The organism is Streptomyces sp. NPDC048612, from assembly GCF_043199295.1.
Lineage (GTDB): Bacteria > Actinomycetota > Actinomycetes > Streptomycetales > Streptomycetaceae > Streptomyces.
Genome location: NZ_JBICVV010000023.1, coordinates 25611 through 50389 on the forward strand (window position 1 = coordinate 25611; position 24779 = coordinate 50389).

A 24779-nucleotide genomic window follows, 5' to 3' on the forward strand; every position below is an offset into this window, starting at 1 on the left:
TTGTCCTTTCTGCGTCAGGCCTTCCACGGCCTGGGCACCCGACGGGCGGAGGTCTCGTGGGTCTCGGCCCAGCGCCGGATCGAGCGGAAGAGCACCGGCCGGGTGTCCGCCACCCGGCCGGTGATGTCGAACGGCTCCGTGACCGAGAGATAGCCCTGGTACGCGCGGAAGGCGGTGACCCGCAGCAGCTGCGCCCGGTCCAGGTACTGCTCGGCGAACGGCAGGTAGAAGCGGTTCCACTGCTGGGGCGTCACATAGGGCAGCCGCTCCAGCAGGGGCACTCCGTGCTCGGCGCGCCAGTCGTTGAGGGCGTCCAGGACGGTGTCGAACGCCTCGTCCACCCGCTGGGCCAGGTCACCGCGTCCCAGCACCGACAGGCGGTGACCCGCGGGCGGTCCGCCGGCGATCAGCCGGTCCACGTGCTCGGCCACATCGTCGGTGCTGACGATGTCCAGCAGCGCCTTCTCCTCCGCGACCAGCGCGGGAACGGCGCCACTGCACATCGACGACGGCAGCCAGAAGAAGCCGCTGTAGCGGTCGAGCGCGCCGTCGGCCCTGGCCCCCACGACGATCGGGAAGCGCACGATGTCGGCGCTCTCCCGCTCGGTGTGCAGCAGGCGTTCGGCCGCGGCCTTGGACCACTCGTAGGAGTTGCGGTACGCGTCCGGGGAGTGCGAGGCGATGTCGCCCGCCAGCCCCGTGACGTACGAAGAGGAGAGGTGCACGAGGTGCGTCCCGGGGCCGGCGAGGGCGAGCACCGCGCGCAGCGGGGCGACGTTGGCCTCCTCGGCCTGTTCGGCGGGCAGGTTCCAGCGGGTGTCGGCGGCGCAGTGGACGACCACGCTCCACGGGCCGCGCAGGGCGGGCGGCGGTTCCTCCTGCCCGGCGTGCCAGGCGAACTGCCGCGGCCGGGGCGCGCCGCGGCGGCTCACGCCGTACACCTCGTGGCCCGCCGCTTCCAGCCGGCCCACGACGGCGCTGCCGACGGCGCCAGTGGCCCCGGTGACCAGGACGCGGGCGGACTCCACGGATGCCGCGGGGCCCGCGGGGGCTGTCATGAGACCGCCGTGATGCGCCGCTCGATGGCGCGGAGCATGTGCTCGGAGTTCTCCCGCAGGGCCCGGCCGGCGACCGGGTTGAGCATGTCGGCGAGCAGCGGTATGCCGATCTCGAAGTCCACGGAGAAGGTGACCACCGACGTGCCGGAGCCGTCCCCGGCCTCGTCGACCCGCCAGTACCCGCGGAACTCGTCCAGGTCCCCGGAGACCTGGGTGAACGACATGACGCGCCGCTCCTCGTCGAGTTCGTCCTCCTCCACCCACTCCAGTACGGAGCCCTTCAGCAGCACCGACCACTCGCTGGTGCGGACGCCGGCGGCGGTTTCGCCGAGCACGTTCACCGACTCGACGTTCTCCATGTACGCGGCGTAGTCCTCAAGCCGGGTGACGGCGCGCCAGGCGGCGGCCACCGGGGCCTTGATCGGCAGATTGACCTCGACATGGGGCATGGCGGTGTCTCCTCACGGGCGTACGGGTTGGGGTGGGGCGGCGGCCCTCAGCCGGCCGCGGGGTCGAAGCTGATGGCGCGCCCCGTGCCGTACGAGCCGACCACCTCGTCGCAGACCAGCAGGGACGGCGGGTGGTGGTGGACGGCGAGCGAGTCGACCAGGAGACCGGCGGCCTGCTGCCCGCGTCCGTAGAGGCGGCCGCCGATGACCGGGGTGACCGCGGTCAGCACGCGGTCGCGGGTGTCGCTGAGCGAGGCGCGCAGCCCCACCGCCGCGGCGAGCGCCGGCTGCCCGCCGACCGCGCCCGATCCGACATCCGCGCCGAGCTGGCGGCAGGCGCCGCCGAGCGTCAGCAGCTCCCGGGTGGCGCGGCCGAGCAGGGCGGTCCTGGGCCCGTACGTGCCCGCGTCGGTGACCTGCCGGTACGCCGTGTCCAGCAGGGCGCTGAGGACGCCGTGGTAGGTGGCGGTCAGCAGCACCGCGAACCACACCATGCCGGAGACGACGTTGTCGTCGATGACGTCGGCCGGGCCGCGGTGGAAGACGAGCCGGTCGTCCACCTCGACGTCGCGCAGGACCAGCCGGGCCGTGTCGGAGGCGGTCATGCCGAGCGAGGGCCACTCCCCCTCGGCGGTGAGTCCCGGGGACGTTCGGGGGCAGAGGGCCAGCAGGGTTTCGTCGGTGCCGGTGACGCGGGCCGTCAGGCACACCAGGGTGGCCGTGGTGGCGAGCGAGCACGGGTACTTCACGCCGGTCACTCGGTAGCCCTTGGCAGTCGGCACGGCCTCGGAACGGCTGCTCATGAAGTTGGGACTGCCGCCCGGCTCGGCGAAGGCGGAGGCGACCAGGGCGCCGGAGTCCGCGATCGCCTCCAGCAGCATCCAGCTGGTGTCCCGGTGCCGCTGCCAGTAGTCGGCCATCAGCCCGACCGTGAAGGCGTGCATGTTCAGCGCGATGGCCGCGGAGGGATCGGCCATGCCCAACGCCCGCTGGGCGGCGGCCACTTCGGCCAGGCTCGCGCCCGCGCCGCCGAACTCCGCGGGAATCGGAAGGGCCGCGTAACCGCCGGCCGCGAGCGCGCGGATGCGCTCCGCTCCGGTGGCTCCCTCGCGGGCGGGGGCGGGCTTCCACACGGTGCTCCAGCCGGCATCGAGGAGGGCCTGATGCGGGGCAGACTGCACGTATCGACTCCTTCTCTACGACGCTGGCCGTAACAGGAAAACCCTAGGCAGAGCAGGCAGTTGAAAGCAGCGGGTGTTTCTCTGTGCGGAACGCTCATCGCGTGCGCGCCGCGCGCGTCACAGGTCCAGCAGCGCGAGGAGTTCCGTCAGATCGGGCGCGGCGGGATGGATGCGGACGGTCTCCCAGCCGAGCGCGGCGGCCGGTGCGAGGTCGGTCTCCTCCGAGTCGCCGACCATCACGCGCCGCTCGAAGTCGCCCTCACCGATGAAGCGGAAGGCACGGGGGTCGGGCTTCTTGGGCCCGCCGTCCGCGGTGAAATGCGCCCGTTCGTAGACGGCCGGCACCCGCACCCGGTGGAGCAGCCTGCGCATCAGGCTGCCCGGCAGATAGCAGTTGGACAGCAGCCGTACGGTGTTGCCGGCGGCGGCCGTGCGGCGCATCGCCTCCGCCGCCGGCGCGCACAGCGCGTACTGGCCGGGTTCCTCGCAGCCGAGCGCGTACCACAGGGCCTTCTCCAGCTCGGCCTTCTCCCGTGCCGCACCGCGCTCGCGCAGGGCGGCGTCCAACAGGTCCAGGGTCGGCGGCTGGAGCGCGGAGCGGTCCGACATCGCGGTGAACAGGGTGGTGTAGACGGCCTCGACGACCTCCTTCGCGCACCGCCGCTCCAGCGCCAGGACGTCGGTGAGGCAGGCGGTGAACTCCCGCGGTCCCGGCAGCGGCCGGGACGTCACGAGCGTGTCGAAGCAGTCGAAGACCACGACGGCGGGCATGGCTGTCCCCTCTTGCTGTCACGGTGAGCCGGGCACTGGGCACCTGGTCCTGTGGTCGGGCCACGTCAGGACCAGGAGAGCTTGCGGTGGCCGGTACGGAAGAAGGCCAGGACCACGGCGGTCAGCCCGGCCGCGAACGCGCACAGCACCCCGGCCGGCAGCAGGACCGCGCCCACGCCGCCGCCGTCGAGGATCACGGTGGAGAAACCGCGCATCGCCCAGTAGCTGGGCACACCGGGCGCGAGCGGGCGGGCCCAGTCCGGAAGCGCGGACAGCGGGGTCAGCGCGCCGCCGAGCCCGGCGAAGACCAGCGCGAGGAGGTTGGCGAACACGCTGAGCTGAGCGATGGTGCGGCAGAGCGCCACCAGCGCCATGCCGACCATGACCACGCACAGCGCGAGCGGCACACCCACCACGGCCAGCGCCAGGTACGAGCCGCGTACCCGCAGCCCGAACAGCAGACCACCCGCGCCGAACACCACGGCCAGCTGCACCACCGCGACCGCGAGCGGCACCACCAGCCGGCCGGCCACCAGCTCGAACGGCCGCGCCGGTCCGGCCCGCAGCCGGTCCCAGGTGTTCCAGCCGTGCTCCCGGAACATCGCGAAGCCCACGATGCTCACGAGGAAGAAGAGGAACATCACCGCCATGCCGGGGACGCCCTGTTCGGCGCCGTTGGCGTCGTGGATGTCGTCGGCGCGCAGCGCCGCGCGGAACAGCGGCTGCATGAACGCCATGATGAGCAGGGGCATCACCGTACGGATGACCAGCGGCGCGGGGTCGCGGAGCAGCAGCCTGCCGTCCTGCCGGACGAGTGCGGTGATCCGGCTCAGGGAGCCGTGGAGGACGTCAGCCATGGAGCCCCGCCTCTGTCGGCTCTTCGACGGCCCGGCCGGTGGTCGGGTCCGCGGCCCGGCCGTTGCCACCGGCGTCCTGGCCGGCGGCCGCGTACCGGCGCCCGGTCAGCTGCAGGAACACGCTCTCCAGGCTGGGCTGCACCACACGCAGATTCACCAGGTGACGCACCGACTCGCCCAGCGCGGCGAGCACTTCCGGTGCCGCCAGGTGCGGCTGGTTGACGCGGACGCGCAGCACGCCGCCCTCGCGGGTCACCGGCCAGGGCAGGCGGAGCGGGTGTGGCGCCTCGCCGGAGAAGGTCAGCTCCACGGCGCCGTCGCCGTGGCGGTGGACCAGTTCCCGGAGGGGACCACGGGCGATCATGCGGCCGTGGTCGAGTACGGCCACACTCGCATCGAGGGCCTCGACCTCGGCGAGGTAGTGCGTGGAGTAGCAGACGGCCGTACCGGCGGCGGCGAGTTCGCGGACGAACGCGATGAGCCCCGCCCTGGTCGCCACGTCCACACCGGCCGTGGGCTCGTCGAGCAGCAGCAGCTTCGGCCGGTGCAGCAGGGCCATCGCGGTGTGCACACGCCGCTGCTCGCCGCCGGAGAGCCGGGAGACGCGCCGGTCCAGCAGGGCGGCGAGGCCGAGGGGCCCGGCGACCTCCTCGGTCCGCAGCCGGACCTCGCGTCGGCGCAGTCCGGCCAGTTCGGCGAAGAACCGCAGGTTCTGGCGCACGGTCAGCGGCGGGTAGACCCCCAGTTCCTGGGGGGCCAGGCCGAGTTCGCGGCGGGCGCGGCGCGGGTCGCGTACGACGGACACACCGCGCACCTCGATCTCCCCGGCGTCCGGCCGCAGCAGGCCCGCCACCAGGGACATGAGGGTCGTCTTGCCCGCGCCGTTGTGCCCGAGCAGGCCCACGATCTCGCCCTCGGCGATGTCGAGGCCGACGTCCTGGAGCGCGGTCGTGCCGCCGTAGCGCTTGCCGACTCCGCGCGCGTGCAGGGCGGGTACGGCGCCGTGCCCCGGCGCGGGGCCGGGAGCCGGACCGGGGCGTGGTGGTTCCCCTTCAGTCGGCACGGCGCGTCCAGGCGTCCGGCAGCAGATCGGGCAGGCCCACGCGCCGCAGCAGCGGCTCCCAGGTGCGGGCCAGTTTGAAGCCCTTCATCAGGCCGCTGCCGGACCGCACGTCCGGGAGCGGCTCGGGGTACCCCAACAGCGCCTCGGTGTCCCGCAGATGGGCGCGGAGCCGTTCCAGCCACTCCTCGCCGGGCGCGTCGGTCCCGCCGGATTCCGTCACGACGCTCCAGCCCTCCGCGGCGAGGGCCAGCCCGGCCTCGGCCTCCTCGGCCGGGACCCCGGCAAAGGGGTCAAAGCCCGCCTCGTCCCGCCCGTAGGTCAGTTCGCCCTCGGTGCGCAACCCGCGCACGGAGAGGGAGAGCTGTACCAGTTCGTATGCCATGAGGACGGCGACCTCGGCCTGTCCCGCGCCGACGGCGCCCTCGATGTCCTCCAGCCGGGCCCGGCAGCCGAGCAGCAGCCGGGCGGCCCCGTGGGCGCGGAAGACGAGCAGCCGCCGCAGGTCGGCCGGGGGTGCGTCGGCAAGGCGGCCGGCGGCCGCGGTCGCAGGTGCGGGGAGTGTCACGCCGGTACCTCCGTGGCGGGGTGTCCGGCCTCGGCCGGGTCGGGGCGTGCGACACCGAGCCACGCCATGTTGTGCACGAAGAGGGACAGCAGGTCGTCCGGGGGCGCGGTCCCGGCCGGCCCCGACCAGATGACTCCGTCGCCCTCCACGGGCGGCAGGCCCAGCCGCGGCACCTCCAGGGCGCGCAGCTGCCAGCGGTCCACGACCGTGCGGTCGTCCAGCGGCGTCGTGCCGGTGCCGGTGGACCAGCGCAGCACCGCGTGCAGGGGCGCGGCCGCACCGATCAGGCGCTCGACGGCGGCGAGGCACTCCGGGACCCCCTCGTGGGGCGCGAGCGGCGGCCTCAGTGCGGCGCGGAGCAGAGTCAGGCCCTCGGCGTCCCCGAGCCGCTTCAGCTTCTCGCCCACCCACTTCGCCGCGAAGTACAGTTCCCCGCCCGCCGCGGCCCGGGCGTTGAGGGCAGCCACCAGCGCCTCCCGGGCGCGTACGGCCGCCGCCATGGGCCTGGCGCCGAGCAGCCAGCGGGCGGCCTGGGCGAGCCGGTGCGCCTCCACCGTCCACCACTGCTCCACCACGTCCGCGAGCCATGGCCGGCGCAGCCCGGCGTGCCAGTCGTCCCAGGGCCGCGAGGTCAGGAGCGGCAGTCCGAGCGCCAGTCGGCCGACGGTGTTCAGGGTGCGGCGCCGGTGGTTCCAGGCCTCCTCGGTGACCGTGGACATCCGGGGCCAGGGCTCGGCGGTCAGCTCGGCCGTGGCGTCCCGGACGGCGCTCGCCCGGCGGAAGTTGACGTCGATCAGTGTGCCGTGCTCGTGGGACTGGATGGGGAAGCGGTTGAGCCGGTCGTTCTCGACGAGGACGAGCAGGTCGAGATCGCTGCGGTGGTTGGCGAAGCCGGCGAGCACCGATCCGGCGGCGACCGCGAGCGCCGGTGCGCCCACGCCCTGGTCGGCTTCCTTGCGCACGGCGTCCCGGTCGAGCCCGCGCTCCGCGAGGAACGCGTCGAGACGCTTCTCCAGGGTGCCGGACTCCGGGAACGCGGTGGCGGCACCGGCTGACGTGGTCTCCATGCGGCGCAGCCTCCCAAGGGCCGCCACCGGGTTCAACGGACGTTCCGGCAGCCGGAACACGACTTCTCAGCACCGTGGACGGGCGGCTACAACCATGGGCAGACCCGCGACCGACGGCCGGCGACCGCGGGACGTACCGGACGGCGGAGAGGACGGCCCCATGACCGCGCAGGACGAGTCCGCCCGGAGCGCGCTCGGGGCGACCCGCCGCCATCTCTCGCCCCAACTGGCCCTCGTGCACGGCATGAACGGCTCCGGCGCCATCGAGGCGAGAGGCGAGGGGGCACGCGTACGGCTCTCCGACGGCCGCAGCGCGCTCGACTTCGGAAGCTACGCGGTGACCCTGCTCGGGCAGCGCCACCCCGCCGTGGTCGCCGCCGTCCGCCGCGAACTGGACACGCTGCCGGTGTCCACCCGGGTCCTGGCCAACCGTACGACCGCCGGCCTCGCGGAGGCTCTGACGGCCTGGGCGGACCCGGGACGGCTGACGAAGGTCTGGCTGGGACTCAACGGCTGCGACGCCGTCGAGGCGGCACTCAAGCTGGCGCGCCTCGCCACGGGCCGCACACGTGTCGTCGCCGTCGAGGGCGCCTACCACGGCAAGTCCCTAGGCGCCCTCGCCACGACCTGGAACGCCCGCTACCGCCGCTCGCTCGAACCGCTGCTCGGCGGCGTGACCCACATTCCCGCCCAGGTGTCCGCGCTACCCGGCGCCTTCGCGGGCGACGGCGAGGACGCGGACGACGGCGTGGCCGCCGTGCTCGTGGAGCCGGTCCAGGGCGAGGGCGGTGTCCGGCCGTTGGAGCCCGGGTTCCTGCGGGCCCTCGCGGACGCCGCGCACGCGCACGGCGCCTTCCTCATCGCCGACGAGATCCAGACCGGGCTGCGCCGCTGCGGGCCCCGGCTGGTCAGCACCGACCTCGGCGTACGGCCGGACGCCGTACTGCTCGGCAAGGCGCTCGGCGGCGGGGTGCAGCCGCTGTCCGCCGTGGTGGCGACGCCGGAGCTGTACGAGCCGCTGTCCGCTGACCCGTTCGTGCACACCACCACCTTCTCCGGGCATCCGCTCGGCGCGGCGGCCGGACTCGCGGCCCTCACGTCCGTGGAGGAACTGGCGCCGCGGGGAGCCGAGTTGAGCGAGCTGTTCGCCGCCGGGCTCACCGGGCTCGCCGGGCGCCACCCGTCGCTGATCAGAGAGGTGCGGGGGCAGGGGCTGCTGTGGGGCGTGGAGTTCGCCACTCCCGCCGCGGCCGGGGAGGTCCTGACGGAGCTGGGCCGGAACGGACTCGTGGTCTCCCCCTGCCTGGGCCGCCCGGAGGTGCTGCGGCTGCTGCCACCGCTGATCGCCACGGACGAGGAGGCGAAGGAGGCGCTGGCGATCCTGGACACCGTGTGCGCCGCGGTGCCCGACGAGTTCCGCCCACAGGACCGGAGCTGACCGAAGCCCTCTTCCCCCCTGCTCACCCGGCCTTGCCACCCGCATCCGCCTTCGTACGAACCGAGGAGCGTCACCGTGCCGAACACCGCGCCTGGGGTCCCGGACGGTCAGAGCGGCGTCCAGTACCGCTATCACCGGGAGCTGTTTCCCGCGCTGCACGACTGGGAGCGCACCGAGCGGTCCATCGTCGAGTTCACCGGCGAGGAGGGGCCCGCCGGGCTGCTCGGGCTGGACCAGATGGGCCACTTCGGTCCGCAGGGCTGCGACCTGGTGGCCGACTCCGTCGCAGCGCTCCTGGCGGAGGCCTCTCCCGGAGGGGCGGCCCTCCCCCCGGTGGACCTGTGCGAACTGGGCAGCGGCTTCGGCGGCGCGCTGCGGTACCTGGTGGACCGGCTCGCCGCGCGCCCGGTCACCGTACGCCGCGCCTACGGAGTGGACCTCGTCGCCGAGCACTGCGCGGTCAGCCGCCGTATCCGCCGCGCGCAAGGGCGTGCGGGCATGACCGAGATCTGCGCGTCGGCCGCCGCTGTTCCGCTCCCGGACGCCGCACTCGACGTCGTCGTGGTGACGGGATCGATGCCCCACTTCCCCGACCCCGGTGCCGTCCTGCGCGAGGCCGGCCGGCTGCTGCGCCCCGGCGGCCTGCTCGTCCTCACCGAGGAGGTGAGCCTGACACCCGGCACCCCGGGGCCGTCCGCGGCGTTCCGCGTGACGCATCCGCGCGAGGTCTTCTTCACCACCCCGCTCGCGGCCCGCCTGCGCCAGCTCGACGACGCGGGCTTCACGGCCCTGGTCCGGCGCGATCTGACGGACTGGGCCATGGCGCTGCTCGCCGAACGCCTCAAGGTCGTACGGATCTTCCGCGGCAGTGTCGCCGGGATCTACGGTGCCGCGTCCGCCGACCGCATCCGGGACACCCTCACCGCGGCCCGCGAGGAGTACCTGGCCGGGCGGCTGCTGCCCACCCTGTTCACCGCGCGGCGGGGCTGACGTGGCGCCCCGCGCCACGGCCCTGCCACGACGGCCGCCGGACGGCGGTCACTGCACCGGCACCAGCTCGGGCGTACGGTGCAGTCCCCGGGAGACGGCGTTGCACGCGGCCCGCAGATGCGAGGCGGCCCGGCCCACCTCCAGCCGGGTGTGCGGGCCGGCGACGGCCAACGCCCCCATGGCGGTCCCCGACGCCGTCAGCACGGGTGTCGCGACCCCGAGGGTGCCGGTCGTGCTGCGTACGGCCGCGAAACCCTGGTGCCGCACCCGGGTCTCCTCCCCGGTGGTCTTCCCTTCCGCCTCCCGCACCGCGAACGCGTGCAGAACCCGGTTCGCGGCCTCCGCCGAAGCCCAGGTCTCCCCCTCGACCCCGGGCCCGGCGTCCGGACCGAACCTGCGCCGCACGGCGTCCACCAGCGCCGCGTCCGGCCCGAACGCGTCGGAAATGAAAATGAAGGCACTTCCGCGGGTGAGTTGATGCAACCGCTCCGCATACGGAAAAGCGAGATCACGGAACTTGAGCTGCCGGGGAACCCGCGCCCCCAGCATGAATAAGGCGACGCCGAGCCGCAGCCCTTTCTCGCTGCGCTCCAGCATTCCCTCGTCGACCAGTTCCGCAATGATCCGGTGAGCGGTCGCTTTTGGCATGTCGGCTCTGCGCGCTATTTCGGACAGCGGGAGTTCGTGTTCGCCTGTCCGGAAACAGCGCAGCACACTGAAGCCACGGGCGAGCATCGAGCGGGAGTGCCTATCGACAGACAATGACCTGCCCCCCGTTCAGCCATTCAGTCCCGGGCGTGGTCAGCGCCACGACAGCAGCCAGAAACCGGCGGGTATTGAATCCGTGCAGCCGGCAACTGTACAGGAGGGAAACTGTAGCAGCGCGATGGTCGAATGGAATGGGATTCCTCGGAGAATTCCGGCCATTACGTTCACCGCGATACGACCGTTGAGAACGGGCCCGTCATCACCGTCAAGAACGGCCGGCTCGACTTCCCGTACAAGATCAGTGAGGCCGATGGAAAGAAACTTCTGCATCACCGTCCCCATTCCCCACCCCGCCACCACACACCCCGGCGCGCAAACCGCGCGAGGCGGAACACAGTGATGCCGGGGCACGCCCACGTGCCCCGGCATCAGACCGGCTCGACCCGGCTCACTCCGACCCGGCCCGGCTCAGTCCGTGTCGCCGGAGACGGCGCGCAGAGCGCGGTTCCAGTCGAGCTGGGCGATCAGCGCGTCGTCGCCGGGACGCTGCGGGGACGGCGCCCGGCCGGTGCGCGGCGGGGTGCGGGTGCCGCGGGAGATCTCGCCACTGGCGGTGATGTTGTGCTCCACGCGGGGGCGGCGGCATGCCTCGTAGAGGGCGAGCGCGCTGTCCGTATCGGGCGCGTCCCGCAGGGACTTGGCAAGGATGACGGCGTCCTCCAACGCCATCGAGGCACCTTGCCCCGTCGCGGGTGACGCCGCATGCGCGGCATCACCGACGATCAGCGTCCGCCCGGAGCGCCAGGGGGTTCCGAGCGGGATCTCGGTGGCGTTGGTGGCCATGATGCCGTCGGTGGAGGCCGCGACGATGCCCGCGGCGGGGGTGGCGTCCTTGCCCAGCAACTCCACGAGGTGCTCCCGCCAGCGGGTGGGCGTGGGGCGTGCGAGTTCCCCGGCGGGGACGGTCGGACCGGCGACGCGGGCGAACCAGTACGTCTCCCCGTCCGGTGACACCGCGTACCCGAAGGCCACGGCGCTGCCCCGCACCATGGTGATGTGCCCCGTCTCCTCCGCTTCCGGCGCGCTGCGCGTGTAGCCGTAGAAGACGCTCTGCCCCGCGTAGACGGGCTCAGCGCCGGGCGCGATCGACCGCCGGACGGCCGAACTCAGGCCGTCCGCGCCGATGAGCAGATCACCGGCCGCGACACTGCCGTCGGCGAAACGCGCCGTCACCTCCTCAGGGCCGCTCTCGACGGACACCAACTGCGCGCCGTGCGACAGCCCGATGCCCCGGCGGATGACCTCGGCCTGCAGGGCGGAGTTCAACTCGCCGCGCCGCAGGCACCGGTAGCGCAGACGCGCGTCCTCCGCCTCCCCCAGCGGCACACGCGCCACTTCACCACCCTGGTCGTCGAGCACCCGCATCGAGGGCAGCGGAAAGCCGAGCGCGGTGACCACATCCGAGGCGTCGAGCTGCGCGAGCGCGCGCATGCCGTTGCTCGCCAGGGTCAGGAACGCCCCGATGTCCTGGGCCGTGTCGGGATGCGCCTCGTGCACGGTGACGTCGAAACCTGCCTTGTGCAGGGCCAGTGCGGTCGCCGTACCCGCGATCCCGCCGCCGATGACCAGTATGCGTGTCACGTCCCACTCCACTCTTCTCCGCAGGCCCCCTCGGGCGTCCACGCCCATGATGTACCCCGTCGGCCGGTCTGCCGTGGCCTCCGAGCGCGTGAAGGCCCGTCCTTCCATGAGGACTTGGCGGACCGGCCCGGCCCGAAAGCGGGCCGGGCCGGGTGTTCCACGGGTCAGCGCTTCATCGGGGTGAGGTCGGCGGCGCCGAAGGAGACCGAGAACCGCTCGCACCAGATCACCACGCTGCGGAACTTCGACAGGTTCGTGCCGGCCGGGACGGCGTAGTTCTGGTTTCCGAGGTTGCCCTTGAGCTTCCCGAGTTCGACCGCCCCGTCACCGAGCCCGGACTCCGCGCCATCGGCAGACCGGGCCGAGAGATAGACCCGTACATCCGGCCCCTCGGAGGTCTTGAGGTGCTCCAGCCGCAGCACCTGGCCACCGTCCGCCAGCCGGACCGTACGGGCGTTGCCGGTGGTGTCGTGCTCGTGGGAGACGAAGCGGCCTTCGGCGAGGTCCTTGGGCTGCATGCCGGCCTCCGATGACGACTCCTCGCCCTTCATTTCCTCGCCCTTCATTCCGGCGTTGCCCTTCCCCTGTGGTCCGTCCTTCATCGGGGCGGATGCGCTGGGCAGGGATTCGTTCACCGTGGTGTCGCTGAACGCCTTCCAGGGCTGGAAGAGCGCGAGCCCTGCCCCGGCGACGACCACCAGCACGAGAACGAGGGGCAGATAGATACGGCGGGACATACGGGACACCAAGACCTCCTGAAGGGGACGAACAGGCCGACCGCGATCGGCCGGCCCCGTCATGCGTCCAGCAAACCCCGCACCCGACCCGCCGGGGTAGCGGAGAGAACGCCCCGTAAGACACCGGTAACCACGCAAACCGGCAGGCCCGGCCTGTGCGGCGAAGGGCCACGTGAAGAACGTCCCCTAACCGTTGAGGACGCACTCCTCGCAGTACCCGACGCCCGGGACCCGGTAGTAGAGGCAGCAGTTGTGGCGCCGGTAGGCGAGGGGGTGGACGGTGAGGGTGCCCGCGCTCGCGAGGGGCTCCCGTTCCAGGAGGGCGGTGACGAGCGGGAGCGGTGGGTGCGGGGCGTCCGGAACGCGCCTGTTCAGGGTGCGTACGGCACCCATGAGCGCCGAGGTGACGTTGCCCGACAGCACCTTGGGCGAGAGGCCGAAGTGCCGGCGTATCGCCTCGTCCAGTGGCAGCAGGTGGCGTACGACGACGTTCTCGTACAGGGCGTCGGGCAGATCGCCGCCACGGGACACGGCGGTTGCCTGAGGGAGCCAGAGGTCGACCGGCCCGGAGGTGGCCACGCGCATCCACAGCCGTTCGGGCGCGAGGTCGGGTACCTCACCGGTCAGTACGGTGCCGGCCAGGGCGACCGACCACAGGCGGGCCGCCGTTCCGATGTGCAGGGTCGAGGCGGCCACCCGCTGCTGGTCGGTGCCGATGCGCCGGCCCACGGCGGTGACGGATGCCTCCAGTGCGGCCCGTTTCCCGTACAGGTCGGCGAGTGGCGCGAACTCCGTGGCGTCGGGCCGTGGCCCGCTGTACACCGTGAAGTAGCGGCCGATGGCGGAGATCTGGGCGAGGGTGTCGGTGGTCATCATGGTTGCCTCGCCCGAGTCGGTCGTGGACGGCAGCGTGAGAACGAGGTCCGCGTACGCCGGGCCCATGCCTCCACGCGCCCTCTCCCCTCACGCTTCCTCTTCAGCGGCTTTATTGCATGACTATCGCAGTTACACATAACTTGCGAAACCATGGCCTCCCGCTTCGCGGCGTGCGTCGCCTCCTCACAGAGCCTGGAAGGAACACCCATGAAGAGCAGCCGCTCGCTGCCGTTGCTGCTGACCGCACTCGTGGCTTTCTCGGTGTCCGGCTGTGGCAGCCCCGCCAAGCAGACCGACGCCTCCCCTGCGGGCCCCGCCCCGAAGGGGTTCCCCGTCACCGTGTCCAACTGCGGTGTGCGGACCACCTATCAGCGCCCGCCGCAGCGGGCCGTCTCGCTGAACCAGCACGCGACCGAGGTCATGCTGGCACTCGGGCTGGAGAAGTCGATGGTGGGCACGGGCTACCTGGACGACAAGATCCTCCCGAAGTACCAGGACGCCTACAGCAGGGTGAAGACCCTGTCGAAGGAGTACCCCTCGTTCGAGACGCTGCTGGCGGCCGAACCCGACTTCGTCTACGGCGGGTTCGCCAGCACCTTCGACGAGAAGGAGGGGCGCGGCCGCGCCGCCCTCACCAAGGCCGGGATCAACACCCACCTGAACGTCGAGGAGTGCGCCAAGGGGCCCGTGACGATGGACCGGATGGATGAGGAGATCCGTACCGTCGCCAAGATCTTCGGCGTGCCCGAGCGGGCCGAACGGCAGGTGCGGAGTCTGCACACCGTGCTCGACGGCGTGCAGCGCAAGCTCTCCGGTGTCTCCCCGGTGAAGGCCGTCGTCTATGACAGCGGCGACAAGACCGCCTTCACCGCGGGCGGCAAGGGCATCGGCAACGAGGTGATCAAGCGCGCCGGCGGGACGAACCTCTTCGCCGACCTCGACAAAGCCTTCGGTGACGTCTCGTTCGAGCAGATCGCGCAGCGGGCGCCCGACGTCATCGTCATCTACGACTACGGCGACCAGTCCGCCGAGGCCAAGAAGAAGTTCCTGCTGTCCAACCCGGCGCTGAAGGACGTCCCGGCGATCAAGAACAAGCGCTTCGCCGTGCTGCCGCTGTCGTCCACCGTGCTCGGCGTGCGGGTTCCGTCGGCCGTGGAGTCGCTGGCCCGCCAGCTCCACCCCGGGCGCTTCAAGTGACCGAGGTGAAGGAGATGGCCGGGGCGGCCGGAGGGACCGGTGAGCGGGAGACGCCCGGGGCGCTCGCCGGTCGACGGCCCGGAGTTCCCTGCTCCGTGGTACTCGTTGTTCTCGGTGTCGTGCTGGTGGGTGTCGCGACGGCCGGCATCGCGGTCGGCTCGATCAGCATCCCGGCCGATGAGGTCTGGAGCATCCTGCTGCACCGGGTGCATCCGGCGCTGGCCGAGCCGACGTGGAGCCCGGTGCGCGAGACGATCGTCGTCGATGTCCGGCTGCCCCGGGTGCTGCTGGCCGCAGCCGTGGGCGCGGGACTGGCCGTGTCCGGGGCGGCGCTGCAGGCCCTGGTCCGCAACCCGCTGGCCGACCCGATGCTGCTCGGGGTCTCGTCCGGCGCGTCGGTCGGCGCGGTGCTCGTGCTGGTGCTGAACGTGACGCTGTTCGGGATGTTCTCGCTGCCTGTCGCGGCGTTCTGCGGTGCGCTGGCCGCGCTGGTCGCCGTCTATCTGCTGGCCCGTTCCGGCGGGCGGATGACCACGGTGCGGCTGGTGCTGGCGGGTGTGGCCATGGCCGAGGTGCTCTCCGCCCTGGCCAGCTTCCTCATCGTCACTTCCCATGACCCGCACAAGACACAGGCCGCGCTGCGGTGGATGCTCGGCGGGCTGGCCGGCACCACCTGGACGACGGTGTGGATACCCGTGGGTGCGGTCCTGCTGGGGACGGCAGTGCTGCTCGGCGTCTGCCGGCCCCTCAACCTGCTGCTGGCCGGGGAGGAGGCCGCAGCGGCCCTCGGCCTGGACGTCCACCGCTTCCGGGCCGCGCTCTTCACCCTCGTCGCGCTGATGATCGGCACCATCGTCGCGGTCAGCGGGCAGATCGGCTTCGTCGGGCTGATCATGCCGCATGTGGTGCGGCTGCTGGTGGGCGCCGACCACCGCCGTGCACTGCCGGCCGCCGCGCTCCTGGGGGCGGCCTTCCTGATCGCCGCCGACCTGGCCGCGCGTACGCTCATGAGTCCGGAGGAGATACCCGTCGGCATTCTCACCGCCCTGGTCGGCGGCCCGTTCTTCCTGTGGCTGATGCGGCGGAAGGCGGCCCGATGACGCACCGTGCGATCGCCACGGCCGGGGCGCTCGACGCTCAGGGCGTCACCGTTGCGGTGAACGGCAAAACCCTGGTTCACGAGGTGTCCCTGCAGGTGGCGCCCGGCGAGATGGTGGCGCTCGTGGGGCCCAACGGGGCCGGCAAGTCGACACTGCTGCGCACGTTCTACCGGGCGCAACGCCCCACGTCCGGCCGGGTGTTGCTGGACGGCACGGACGTCTGGCGGATGCCCGGCAAACGGCTCGCGCAGCGGCTGGCGGCCGTCCTGCAGGAGCACGCCGGGGACTTCGAACTCACCGTGTACGACGTGGTCGCCATGGGCCGCACGCCGCACAAGCGGGCGTTCGCGGGCGACGACGCGGACGACCGCGACATCATCCTGCGCGCGCTGGAGGAGTTGCACGTCGGCGCCCTGGCGCACGCGCCGTTCGACCAGCTCTCGGGCGGGGAGAAGCAGCGGGTTCTGATCGCCCGCGCGCTCGCCCAGCGCACGGGCACGATGGTGCTGGACGAGCCGACCAACCATCTGGACCTGCGCCATCAGCTCGATGCGCTGCGGCTCGTCCGACGGCTGGGCGTCACCGCCGTCATCGCGCTGCACGACCTCAACCTGGCCGCTTCCTTCTGCGACCGGATCTGTGTGATGGACGGCGGCCGGGTGGTCGCGACCGGAAGCCCTGTGGAGGTGTTCACGCCCGCGCTGCTGGCCGAGGTCTACCGCGTCGAGGCGGAGGTGACCGAGCATCCGCGCACCGGCGTGCCGTACGTCACCGTGCTTCCCGGTGTGCATGCGGCGGTCAGCACCGGCCGGAACGGGGGGAAACAGGCCGAACAAAGAGGGTGACCACAGGAGAGACACGAGCCGGGGCCGGCCGGGCGGCCGCCGGCCGGTTTCGTGTGCTGCGGCCTCCGACCGCATCGCCCCGTCTGTGCTCTCCCGCATCACCCGCACCCTGACGCCGTACGCGGTCGCGTGGCCGGAATCCGGGGCCCGCGCCGCGTGGGCACATTGAGCAACCCGGCACCCGCCCCTAGCCTTCTGCCCGTCACTTGTAACTGCACAGGATGTGCAACAAGCCGCGTCCTGTGCCGATCTCAAGGAGGACGCACATGGCACACGCAGGCTGGCAGGAGCCGGAAGAGCCGCAGCCGGGCTGTCTGAAGTCGCATACGCCGGCGGTCGACGCACCGTTCGAGTGGCGTGAGGACGGCGAGGAAGAGCAGACCGCGAGCTGAACCACCGTGCGGTGGGAGGCCATGCTCCGCCGCCTCCCACCGCACGTCGGGTACCGGCGACGCCGGTGAGCAACCAGCCGATTCCACGGACCGAGGAGCACGGGTTGCCTGTTTCCCCTTCCGGCACGACATCGACGGACCACGCGGACCCGGGCCCCGGCACCCTCGCCCTGCGCCTCGCCGACGCCGGGCTCCCCCTGATCGAGCGGGTCGTCCTGGACCGCCCCCGCGCGGCGGCGGTGCCGAGCTGTGTCTCCTACAGTGCCCGCCTGTCGGCGGATTCCGCGCTCGTCCCGGCCGTGGTCGACACCGCCACCGGCGGCGCCGCGCTGGGCGACCACGACCGGGCACGCCGCGCCGCAGTGGGCGAGGCCGTCGAACGCTACTGCGCCAATCTGGTCCCCGACACGCTGCCCGTCGCCTCCTACGCGGAGTTGTCCCGCGTCGGCCGTGCGGCGGTGGACCCCCGTGAGTTCGCCCTGTACTCCCCCGCCCAATACGCCCGGCGCGGCTTCCCGTTCGTCGCCATGGCACCCGGCCTGCCGGTCGCCTGGGCCTCCGGCCACGATCTCCACGACGGTTCGCCGGTCCTGGTCCCCGCTTCCCTGACCTACGTCAACTACTACCGGGGCGCGCGCCGCGCCGAACCGCCCGCCCACTACCCGGTCCTGGCCGGTACGGCCGCGGGCGACACCCCCGAAGAGGCACAACTCGCCGCGCTGCTGGAGGTGCTGGAACGGGACGCCGTCACCCTGTGGTGGCTCAGCGGCGCACCCGCGGCCGCCCTGTTCCCGGGCGGGGACGACGCCCTCGCCACCGCGCTGGGCGAAGCCGCCTCCGCCGGCTTACGGGTGACGTTCCTGCGCATCCCCTCCACCTTCGACATCACCGTGGCCGGCGCGTTCATCGAGGACGGGGCCCGGCGGCTCGTCGCGTTCGGCAGTGCCTGCCGTCCCACCACCACGGCCGCCGCCGCCAAGGCGCTGACCGAGGCCATCGGGATGCACGAGACCGGCCTGGAACTCCTGGAACGCGGCAGCGGGTTCTGGACCGCCGTCCGCGCCGGGCGTCTCGGCCGCCGACCCTACCGGCCCCATCGGCACGACCGCGCCTACCTCGACGACTTCCGTCCCGACTGGCACGACGTCAACGACGTACGCCTGCACCTCCAGGTGTACCTCGACCCGCGGATGCAGGACGCCAGGCTGGACCGGCTCCGCGCGCCCCGGACCGGAGGACGGCCGACGGCACCGCAGCACGGGCCCGGTCCGGCGGCGGCCCGGCTGGACGACTACGTCCGGCTGCTCGCCGCCCAAGGGCTGCGTGCCGTGACCGTCGACCTCACACCGCCTCAGGTGAGGGCCGCCGGACTGTATGTCGCCCGCGTCATGGTGCCCGGACTCACCGGCAACGCCCCGGCCGCGTTCCCCTTCCTCGGCGGCCGCCGTCTGCACCACGAGCCCCTCGCCCGCGGCTGGGTCCCGCGGCCGCCCCGCGAGGGCGACCTCGTCCTCGATCCGCTGCCGTTCTCCTGACCGTGAGCACCCCGCACCGTCCGGCACACGACACAAGGAGTCATCGCTTATGCGTCTCGGGCTCGCCCTGGGCTACGGCGGAGAACCCGTCGCGGAGTTCCTCCCCGTCGTCCAACGCGCCGAACAGATCGGTGTCGACTCCGTCTGGAGCGTGGAGGAGTACGGCCCCGACGCCGTGAGCGTCCTCGGCTATCTGGCCGCCACCACCCGCCGCATCAAACTGGGCACCGCGGTCATGCAGATCCCGGCGCGCACCCCCGCCGCCACCGCGATGACCGCCATGACGCTCGACGTACTCTCCGGAGGACGGTTCCAGCTCGGGCTGGGCCTGTCCGTCCCGTGGATCACCGAAGGCTGGCACGGGCAGCCCTACGCCAAGCCCCTGCGGCGCACCCGCGAGTACGTCGAGATCGTCCGCAGCGCCGTCGCTCACACGGAACGCGTCGCACACGACGGGGAGATCTACCCACTCCCCTACCGCGGCCCCGGTTCCAGCGGCGGCGCCCGGCCCGTGAAGGCCGACATGAAGCCTCTGCGGCCCGACCTGCCCGTCTACCTCGGGGCGATCGGCCCCCGCAACGTCGCACTGACCGGAGAGATCGCGGACGGCTGGCTGGCCGGCCTGTACGCCCCGGAGCACGAGGCCGCGCTGACCGCTCCGCTGGACGAGGGGCTGGCCCGGGCCGGCCGCTCCCGCGCCGACCTCCGCATCAGCCCGATCGTGTACGTCGCCCGCGCCGAGACCGTCGAGCAGGGCCGCGACAAACTGCGGCCCCTGTTCGCGCACTTGATCGGCGCGGCAGGGCCCGGTGGACGCAACACCTACTTCGGCGTGGCCTGCCGGATGGGACATGACGCCGCGGCCCACACCGTCCGCAAGCACTTCGCCGAGGGCCACCGGCCCGACGCCATCGCCGCGGTCCCGGACTCCCTGCTCGATCAGGTCGCGCTGCCCGGCCCGCTCCCGGCCATCGTCGACCGGATCGCGGCCTGGAAGGACTCCCGCGTGGACACCCTGATCCTCCTCGACCGCGACACCGAACTCCTGGAAGCCGCCCAGGCCGCCCTGTGAACGACCCCCGGCACCCGACCGTCCGCCGCGCCTGGAGCCTGGCCTGTCCCCTGCTCGTCGCGGGACTGACACAGATCACGCTCAACCTCGTGGACACGGTCCTGCTCGCCCGGGTATCCGCCCGTGCGCTCGCCTCGTTCGCGCTCGCGGCACCGGTCCTGCTCATCGCGCTGATCGTCGTACGCGGCTGGGCCACCGCCGTCCAGGTGCAGATCGCCCGCTGTCACGGCGCCGGCCGCCCCCAGGACGTCGCCCAGGTGGCGCGAACCGGGCTGGTCACCTCCCTCGTCGCCGGGACGGTCATCGGTGCGGTGCTGTACGCCGTCGCGCCCCTCGCCCTGACCGCACTGGGAGCGGCCGACGACGTCCACGGGCCGGGAACCGCCTACCTCCGAGTGGCGGCGTTCTCCGTTCCGTTCGCCGCCGTGTCCTTCACCCTCCAGGCCGCCTGCGCCGGCATCGGCGCCACACGCGCCACGATGTACACCGCCCTGCTCCTCAACGTGGTGAACCTGCCGCTCGGCCTGCTCCTGATCTTCCACGCCGGACTCGGTGTCACCGGAGCCGCCCTGTCCACCCTCGCGGCCACCGCGGCCGGAACCGGATACCTGCTCCTCTACTGCCGTACGCGTCTCCCCCGGCGCTCCGAGGGAACGGACGTGGGGCCTGGCGTCACCAGGGAGCTGTGGCGCATCGGCTGGCCCGAGATGAGCACCCTCGGCATCGGCTATGTGAACGAAGCCCTCCTGGCCGGCTTCGCCGCCCGGATGAGCACCCAGGACCTCGCCGCCTACCGCATCGTGGACAACCTGACCCTGATCGTCTTCACCTGTCTCGGCTCGGCCGCCAGTGCCCTCACCATCCTGGCCGGGCAGGAACTCGGCAGCGGCAACCGCGCGGGCGCCGCCGCATGGCACCGGACGGGCATCAAGCTGCTCCTCCTCCTGCTGGCCGTGCCGTCCCTCGGGGCGGTCGCCCTGGGCCACCCGCTTCTCTCCCAACTCGCCACCGACCCCGAGGTGGTGCAGCGCGCGTGGGCCGCGGTCCCGCCCGCCCTCCTCAGCATGGTTCCCCTGGCGGTCGGCATGTCGTACGCCGCGCTCCTCCGCGCCGCCGGGGACACCCGCACCCTCATGACGGCCTCGGTCCTCAGCGACTACACGCTGCTCATCCCCCTCAGCTGGCTCCTCGGCCTCCACACCGGACTCGGCCTGCCCGGCCTCTACCTCGCATGGACTGCCTTCGCCGTCCTGTATGCCCTGCTGCTCGTCCCCCACTACCGACGCCACTTCGTGAGAGGCGGGCCCTGGTCCCGGCCGGCAGCGCGCACGGACGCCGAGGGGAGTGCTCGCCCAGGGCTCGGCGGGCCCCCGGCCCGGTGACCGGCGGCACTTATTGCACATCACTTGCAACTACAATCAAGGGGCAAGGAAGAGCGTCGTAAGGGAGTGGCCATGCCCCGTGGGCGGATCGTGCTCGGTATCGAGTCGTCGTGCGATGAGACCGGCGCCGGGATCGTCTCGGACGGGCGGCTGCTCGCCCACGTGGTGGCGTCGAGCATGGACGAGCACGCCCGGTTCGGCGGGGTGGTCCCGGAGATCGCGGCCCGCGCGCATCTGCACGCCTTCAACCCGGTGGTGAAGGAGGCCTTGGAGCAGGCGGGTCTGCGACTGTCGGACATCGACGCGGTCGCGGTCACCACGGGCCCTGGACTGTCGGGCGCCCTGCAGGTGGGGCTGGCGGGCGCGAAGGCCCTGGCCTATGGGGCGGGGGTGCCGCTGTACGGGGTGCACCACCTGGCCGGGCACGTCGCGGCCGACACCCTGGAGCACGGCCCGTTGCCCGACCCGTGCATGGTGCTGATCGTCTCCGGCGGTCACACCTCGCTGCTGCTGGTGCGCGACCTCGTACGCGACCCGATCCTGCATCTGGGCGACACCATCGACGATGCGGCCGGCGAGTGCTTCGACAAGGCGGCCCGGGTGTTCGGCCTGCCCTACCCCGGCGGCCCGGCCATCGACCGGGCGGCCCGGGGCGGGAACCCGTGCGCGGTCGCCTTCCCGCGCCCGCTGATCGGTGCCAAGGACGATCCGTACGCCTTCTCCTTCTCCGGCCTGAAGACGGCGGCGGCGCGGTGGGCCGAGCAGCACCGACAGCGCGGCGAGGAACTGCCGCTGGCCGACGGGGCCGCCTCCCTCCAGGAGGCGATCGCCGACGTCCTGACCCGCAAGGCGCTGGCCGCCTGCCGGAAGTACGACGTGCGGACGCTGGTCGTGGTCGGCGGTGTGGCGGCCAACTCCCGCGTCCGGGCCCTGGCCGAGGAACGGTGCGCGAGTGCCGGGGTGGCGTTGCGGGTGCCTCCGTTGACGCTGTGCACCGACAACGGCGCGATGATCGCCGCGGTCGGCGACCTCCTGGTCCGTGCCGATGCCGCTCCGGCCCAGCTGGATGTGTCGATCGACCCGTCGGCACCCCTGCACTACGCCGCGCTGCACCCCGTCGACACCCGGTCGGCCGCGTCGACAGCCGCGTGAACGCCGTGCGTCCGCGTGCGCGCGGCTGACCGGGCGCCGGCCGGGACCGTGCGCCGAGGGCTCAGGCCGCCGTCGAACGGCCTCCTGACCGACCGGCATCGGAACCGGGACGGACTCCAGGTCAGTTCGAGGGGAGGGACAGCCCCCGGGCGTGCTGTCCGCTGACGTACCAGGCGGCGATTTGCGCACGGGAGCTGAATCCGAGCTTGGTGAGGATGCGCTGGACGTGTCCCTCGGCCGTGCGGGGGGCGATGACCAGGCGCGTCGCGATCTCCTTGTTGGTCAGGCCCTCGGAGACCAGCTTGGCGATCTGCCGTTCTCTTGGCGTCAAGTCCGGCTCTTCACCGCTGACTTGACGTTGTTCGCCGGCCGGGGCCGTCGTCCCGAGCGCGTAGTCCACCGCTGCCTGTTCGGACAGGTCGCGGCCGCGCTGGAAGGCGGCGTCGTAGCGGTCGTCGCCCAGGGCCGCGCGGACCGTGCCGATGTGCTGATGGTGCACCACGCCCACCGGCTGAAAAGTGTCCGGTGCGGTGCCGACCGCTTGCCACATGGCGGCGGCGGCACCGCTCAGGGTCGCCGCCCGGACATGGCGCGCCTGACGTTCACTCACCCAGGCGAGGACTTCGAAGGCGAAGGCCATCAGGAACTTGGCGCTCACCCGGCGGCGCAGATTCAGGGCCTCGCGCGCCGCCGCTTCCGCGCGCGCCAGATCGTGGTCCAGCTCGACGAAGGAGAGGGCCAGCAGTGCCCAGGAACGCCAGATCACCTCTCCGCGCCGCACGGTGAGGGCAACGGCTTCCTCAAGGAGGGCCAGGCCCCGCTCCCGCTGCCCGTTGAGCCCGAGGATGAATCCGTGGATGGACATCGCGAGGAGCTTGCCGCTGACTTCGTCCCCCGAGCTGAAGCCGGACAGGGCATCACCGGTGAGCCGCTCCGCCTTCTCGGTGTCTCCTGAGGATGCGGCTTTCACCCCCTCCACGAGCGTCACATACGCGCTTTCCTTGGTGAGGCCGAGTTCCCCGGCCAGGTCAGCGGCCTCGGCGAGCTGCGCCCGCGCGGCGTCGACGTCGCCCTGCAGCAGCGCGACCCAGCCGTTTCGACGCAACGCCGAGGTCCGCTCCGGCGACGGCTCAGAACTTGCCGCCAGCGCTTGGTCGAGCCAGTGGCGCGTCACGCTGTTGAATCCCTGGACACCCAAGTAGGTCCCCAGTTTGTCCGCCATGCGCAGCGCGACGACGGCGTCACCGGGCTGGGTGAGGCAAAAGCCAAGGGCCGCACGCAAGTTGGCGTGCTCGCGCCGCAGCCGCAGAATCCAGGAATCCTGGTCCGGTCCCATCCATTCGGCCTGGAATTGCTCCACCATGCGGACGTACCAGTCGCGATGGCGACCGTGGACGGCAACATACTCGTCGGCCGCCACAAGCCGGGCCTCGCCGTACTCCCGTATGGTCTCCAGCATCCGATAACGCACGCAGCCCTCACGCTCGTCGCGGATCAGGATGGATTTGTCGACGAGCGAGAAGACGATATTGCGTATCTCCTCCGGCGCCATTCCGTCACCGGCACCGACATATTCGATGCCGTCCAGGTCGAAGCTGCCGGAGAATGCCGAGGCCCGGGCCCAGAGTTGTTGCTCGGGCGGCGAGCACAGGTCGTAGCTCCAGTCGATCAGCGCCTGCAGCGTGCGTTGCCGGGTGGGTGCGTTCCGGGGGCTGACGGTGAGCAGGCGATAGCGTTCGGACAGGCGCTCCTCGATCTGACCGAGCGACAGGGCGCGCAGCCACACTGTGGCCAGCTCGATCGCCAGCGGAATCCCGTCGAGCGCGCGACACAGCCGGGCGATCGCCGCGCAGTCCTGGCCGGGGAGACTGAACCCGGGCAGAACGGCCCCGGCACGGTCGACGAACAGCTTCACCGAGTCGTACTGCGTCAGCGCATCCGGCGACGGCACCGCTTCTGCACTGGGTACCGGCAGCGGAGGAACCACCAGTGTCGTCTCGCCGTACACGCCGAGCGACTGCCGGCTCGTCGCCAGGATCTGCACCTGCGGACACGCGCGCACGACGACATCGATGAACAGCGCGCAGTCGTCGATCAGGTGCTCACAGTTATCAAGCGTGAGAAGTACCTCGCGGGATCTGAGGTACTCGATAATCATGTCGAGCGTGGTGCGCGAGGGTTGGTCGTGCAGACCGAGCTGTGCCGCCACCGTGTGCGCGAACAGCGAGGAGTCCCGCAATTCCGCCAGCTCGACGAACCGCACGCCGTCCCGGAAACTCCGCCGCATGGCGGCGGCCACGTGCAGGGCAAGGCGCGTCTTGCCCACCCCTCCGGGGCCGGTGAGTGTCAAAAGCCTTGAGGATGCGAGCAGTCGTTTCGCATCGGTCACCTGCTGCCGCCGGCCGACAAAACTGGTGACATCAACCGGAAGGGTCTCGACACTCTCCAGGACATTGGGCCGAGCCACGGAAGTCATACTTCCGGAGATTAATCGACCCCCGAACGGGATAAAAATCTACTGGAAAGTAGTTTGTGACAGGGAGTTCGAGCGTCGCCGCGTGGCCGGTCGCTCGCGGTCAGCGGCTTGCCCTGGCCCGGCAGAACGCCTCCAGAGAGCTGTCACTTCACGGACCGACACCTCCTTTCGGACCTGCCTGCCACCGCTGGTGGGGGTCACCTCGACTACGGCCCGACCCCCACCAG

The 24779-nt window shown here is 72.0% G+C and carries 24 protein-coding genes; 10 read left to right on the forward strand and 14 right to left on the reverse strand.

The genetic code is table 11. From position 1 onward, the window contains the following. Window positions 1–14: 14 nt before the first annotated feature. The 8 genes from ACGFN2_RS28375 to ACGFN2_RS28410 all read right to left on the reverse strand — a co-directional run bounded on the left by ACGFN2_RS28375 (window position 15) and on the right by ACGFN2_RS28410 (window position 7011). Window positions 15–1058: an NAD-dependent epimerase/dehydratase family protein gene (locus ACGFN2_RS28375; RefSeq protein WP_393365286.1), complete on the reverse strand. Its 1044-nt coding sequence runs from the start codon at window positions 1056–1058 to the stop codon at window positions 15–17. Beyond that, window positions 1055–1507 (reverse strand): SRPBCC family protein, encoded by a 453-nt coding sequence (locus tag ACGFN2_RS28380; RefSeq protein ID WP_362612666.1) that lies wholly within the window; start codon window positions 1505–1507, stop codon window positions 1055–1057. The genes ACGFN2_RS28375 and ACGFN2_RS28380 overlap by 4 nt, the downstream gene beginning before the upstream one ends. Before the next feature lie 47 nt (window positions 1508–1554). Next, complete coding sequence (locus tag ACGFN2_RS28385; protein WP_393365289.1) at window positions 1555–2688, reverse strand: acyl-CoA dehydrogenase family protein; 1134 nt, start codon at window positions 2686–2688, stop codon at window positions 1555–1557. Between the two features lie 117 nt (window positions 2689–2805). Further along, entirely contained in the window at window positions 2806–3459 is a 654-nt protein-coding gene (locus tag ACGFN2_RS28390; protein WP_393365291.1) for an HAD family hydrolase, read from the reverse strand. 65 nt (window positions 3460–3524) lie between these two features. Then, window positions 3525–4316, reverse strand: a complete 792-nt coding sequence (locus tag ACGFN2_RS28395) for an ABC transporter permease (protein ID WP_362612670.1) — start codon at window positions 4314–4316, stop codon at window positions 3525–3527. Further along, a complete protein-coding gene (locus ACGFN2_RS28400; RefSeq protein WP_393365293.1) occupies window positions 4309–5379 on the reverse strand; it encodes an ATP-binding cassette domain-containing protein in 1071 nt (356 codons plus the stop codon). Before ACGFN2_RS28400 ends, ACGFN2_RS28395 begins: the two co-directional genes overlap by 8 nt. Beyond that, window positions 5369–5944, reverse strand: a complete 576-nt coding sequence (locus ACGFN2_RS28405; protein WP_393365295.1) for a hypothetical protein — start codon at window positions 5942–5944, stop codon at window positions 5369–5371. The genes ACGFN2_RS28400 and ACGFN2_RS28405 overlap by 11 nt, the downstream gene beginning before the upstream one ends. After that, window positions 5941–7011, reverse strand: a complete 1071-nt coding sequence (locus ACGFN2_RS28410) for a DUF6001 family protein (RefSeq protein ID WP_393365297.1) — start codon at window positions 7009–7011, stop codon at window positions 5941–5943. The genes ACGFN2_RS28405 and ACGFN2_RS28410 overlap by 4 nt, the downstream gene beginning before the upstream one ends. 160 nt (window positions 7012–7171) lie before the next feature. Between ACGFN2_RS28410 and ACGFN2_RS28415 the strand changes: the two genes are divergently transcribed. Together ACGFN2_RS28415 and ACGFN2_RS28420 are read left to right on the forward strand one after the other, a co-directional pair. Continuing rightward, window positions 7172–8449 (forward strand): aspartate aminotransferase family protein, encoded by a 1278-nt coding sequence (locus ACGFN2_RS28415; protein WP_393365299.1) that lies wholly within the window; start codon window positions 7172–7174, stop codon window positions 8447–8449. A 75-nt stretch (window positions 8450–8524) separates the two neighbouring features. Then, a complete protein-coding gene (locus ACGFN2_RS28420) occupies window positions 8525–9439 on the forward strand; it encodes a class I SAM-dependent methyltransferase (RefSeq protein ID WP_393365301.1) in 915 nt (304 codons plus the stop codon). A gap of 48 nt (window positions 9440–9487) precedes the next feature. On the opposite strand, the gene ACGFN2_RS28425 is transcribed toward ACGFN2_RS28420, so the two are convergent. The 5 genes from ACGFN2_RS28425 to ACGFN2_RS28445 form a co-directional block, all read right to left on the reverse strand. Continuing rightward, the gene (locus ACGFN2_RS28425; RefSeq protein ID WP_393365456.1) at window positions 9488–10174 is read right to left on the reverse strand and encodes an IclR family transcriptional regulator; all 687 of its coding nucleotides are present in this window, start codon (window positions 10172–10174) and stop codon (window positions 9488–9490) included. Between the two features lie 66 nt (window positions 10175–10240). Continuing rightward, window positions 10241–10477: a hypothetical protein gene (locus ACGFN2_RS28430; RefSeq protein WP_393365303.1), complete on the reverse strand. Its 237-nt coding sequence runs from the start codon at window positions 10475–10477 to the stop codon at window positions 10241–10243. 138 nt (window positions 10478–10615) lie between these two features. Beyond that, window positions 10616–11788: an FAD-dependent oxidoreductase gene (locus ACGFN2_RS28435; RefSeq protein ID WP_393365305.1), complete on the reverse strand. Its 1173-nt coding sequence runs from the start codon at window positions 11786–11788 to the stop codon at window positions 10616–10618. 164 nt (window positions 11789–11952) lie between these two features. After that, window positions 11953–12525 (reverse strand): DM13 domain-containing protein, encoded by a 573-nt coding sequence (locus ACGFN2_RS28440; RefSeq protein WP_393365458.1) that lies wholly within the window; start codon window positions 12523–12525, stop codon window positions 11953–11955. A gap of 186 nt (window positions 12526–12711) precedes the next feature. Beyond that, window positions 12712–13467: a (2Fe-2S)-binding protein gene (locus ACGFN2_RS28445; RefSeq protein ID WP_393365307.1), complete on the reverse strand. Its 756-nt coding sequence runs from the start codon at window positions 13465–13467 to the stop codon at window positions 12712–12714. A gap of 141 nt (window positions 13468–13608) precedes the next feature. Between ACGFN2_RS28445 and ACGFN2_RS28450 the strand changes: the two genes are divergently transcribed. The 8 genes from ACGFN2_RS28450 (at window position 13609) to tsaD (ending at window position 22076) form a co-directional block, all read left to right on the forward strand. After that, window positions 13609–14598 carry an ABC transporter substrate-binding protein gene (locus ACGFN2_RS28450; RefSeq protein WP_393365309.1) on the forward strand — a complete coding sequence of 330 codons (990 nt, stop codon included), beginning with the start codon at window positions 13609–13611 and terminating at the stop codon, window positions 14596–14598. 14 nt (window positions 14599–14612) lie between these two features. Beyond that, a complete protein-coding gene (locus ACGFN2_RS28455; RefSeq protein WP_393365460.1) occupies window positions 14613–15698 on the forward strand; it encodes a FecCD family ABC transporter permease in 1086 nt (361 codons plus the stop codon). Continuing rightward, a complete protein-coding gene (locus ACGFN2_RS28460; protein WP_393365311.1) occupies window positions 15695–16543 on the forward strand; it encodes an ABC transporter ATP-binding protein in 849 nt (282 codons plus the stop codon). Before ACGFN2_RS28455 ends, ACGFN2_RS28460 begins: the two co-directional genes overlap by 4 nt. A gap of 266 nt (window positions 16544–16809) precedes the next feature. Continuing rightward, window positions 16810–16935: a hypothetical protein gene (locus tag ACGFN2_RS28465; RefSeq protein ID WP_393365314.1), complete on the forward strand. Its 126-nt coding sequence runs from the start codon at window positions 16810–16812 to the stop codon at window positions 16933–16935. Window positions 16936–17039: 104 nt separating this feature from the next. After that, on the forward strand, window positions 17040–18470 hold the full coding sequence (locus ACGFN2_RS28470; RefSeq protein WP_393365316.1) for a YcaO-like family protein: 1431 nt from the start codon (window positions 17040–17042) through the stop codon (window positions 18468–18470). 49 nt (window positions 18471–18519) lie between these two features. After that, entirely contained in the window at window positions 18520–19542 is a 1023-nt protein-coding gene (locus ACGFN2_RS28475) for an LLM class F420-dependent oxidoreductase (protein ID WP_393365318.1), read from the forward strand. Then, on the forward strand, window positions 19539–20924 hold the full coding sequence (locus ACGFN2_RS28480) for an MATE family efflux transporter (RefSeq protein WP_393365320.1): 1386 nt from the start codon (window positions 19539–19541) through the stop codon (window positions 20922–20924). Before ACGFN2_RS28475 ends, ACGFN2_RS28480 begins: the two co-directional genes overlap by 4 nt. 72 nt (window positions 20925–20996) lie before the next feature. Next, entirely contained in the window at window positions 20997–22076 is a 1080-nt protein-coding gene (tsaD, locus tag ACGFN2_RS28485) for a tRNA (adenosine(37)-N6)-threonylcarbamoyltransferase complex transferase subunit TsaD (protein ID WP_393365322.1), read from the forward strand. A gap of 121 nt (window positions 22077–22197) precedes the next feature. Here the strand turns inward: tsaD and ACGFN2_RS28490 are convergent, their stop codons facing one another. Then, window positions 22198–24543: an ATP-binding protein gene (locus ACGFN2_RS28490; RefSeq protein WP_393365325.1), complete on the reverse strand. Its 2346-nt coding sequence runs from the start codon at window positions 24541–24543 to the stop codon at window positions 22198–22200. Window positions 24544–24779 lie beyond the last annotated feature (236 nt).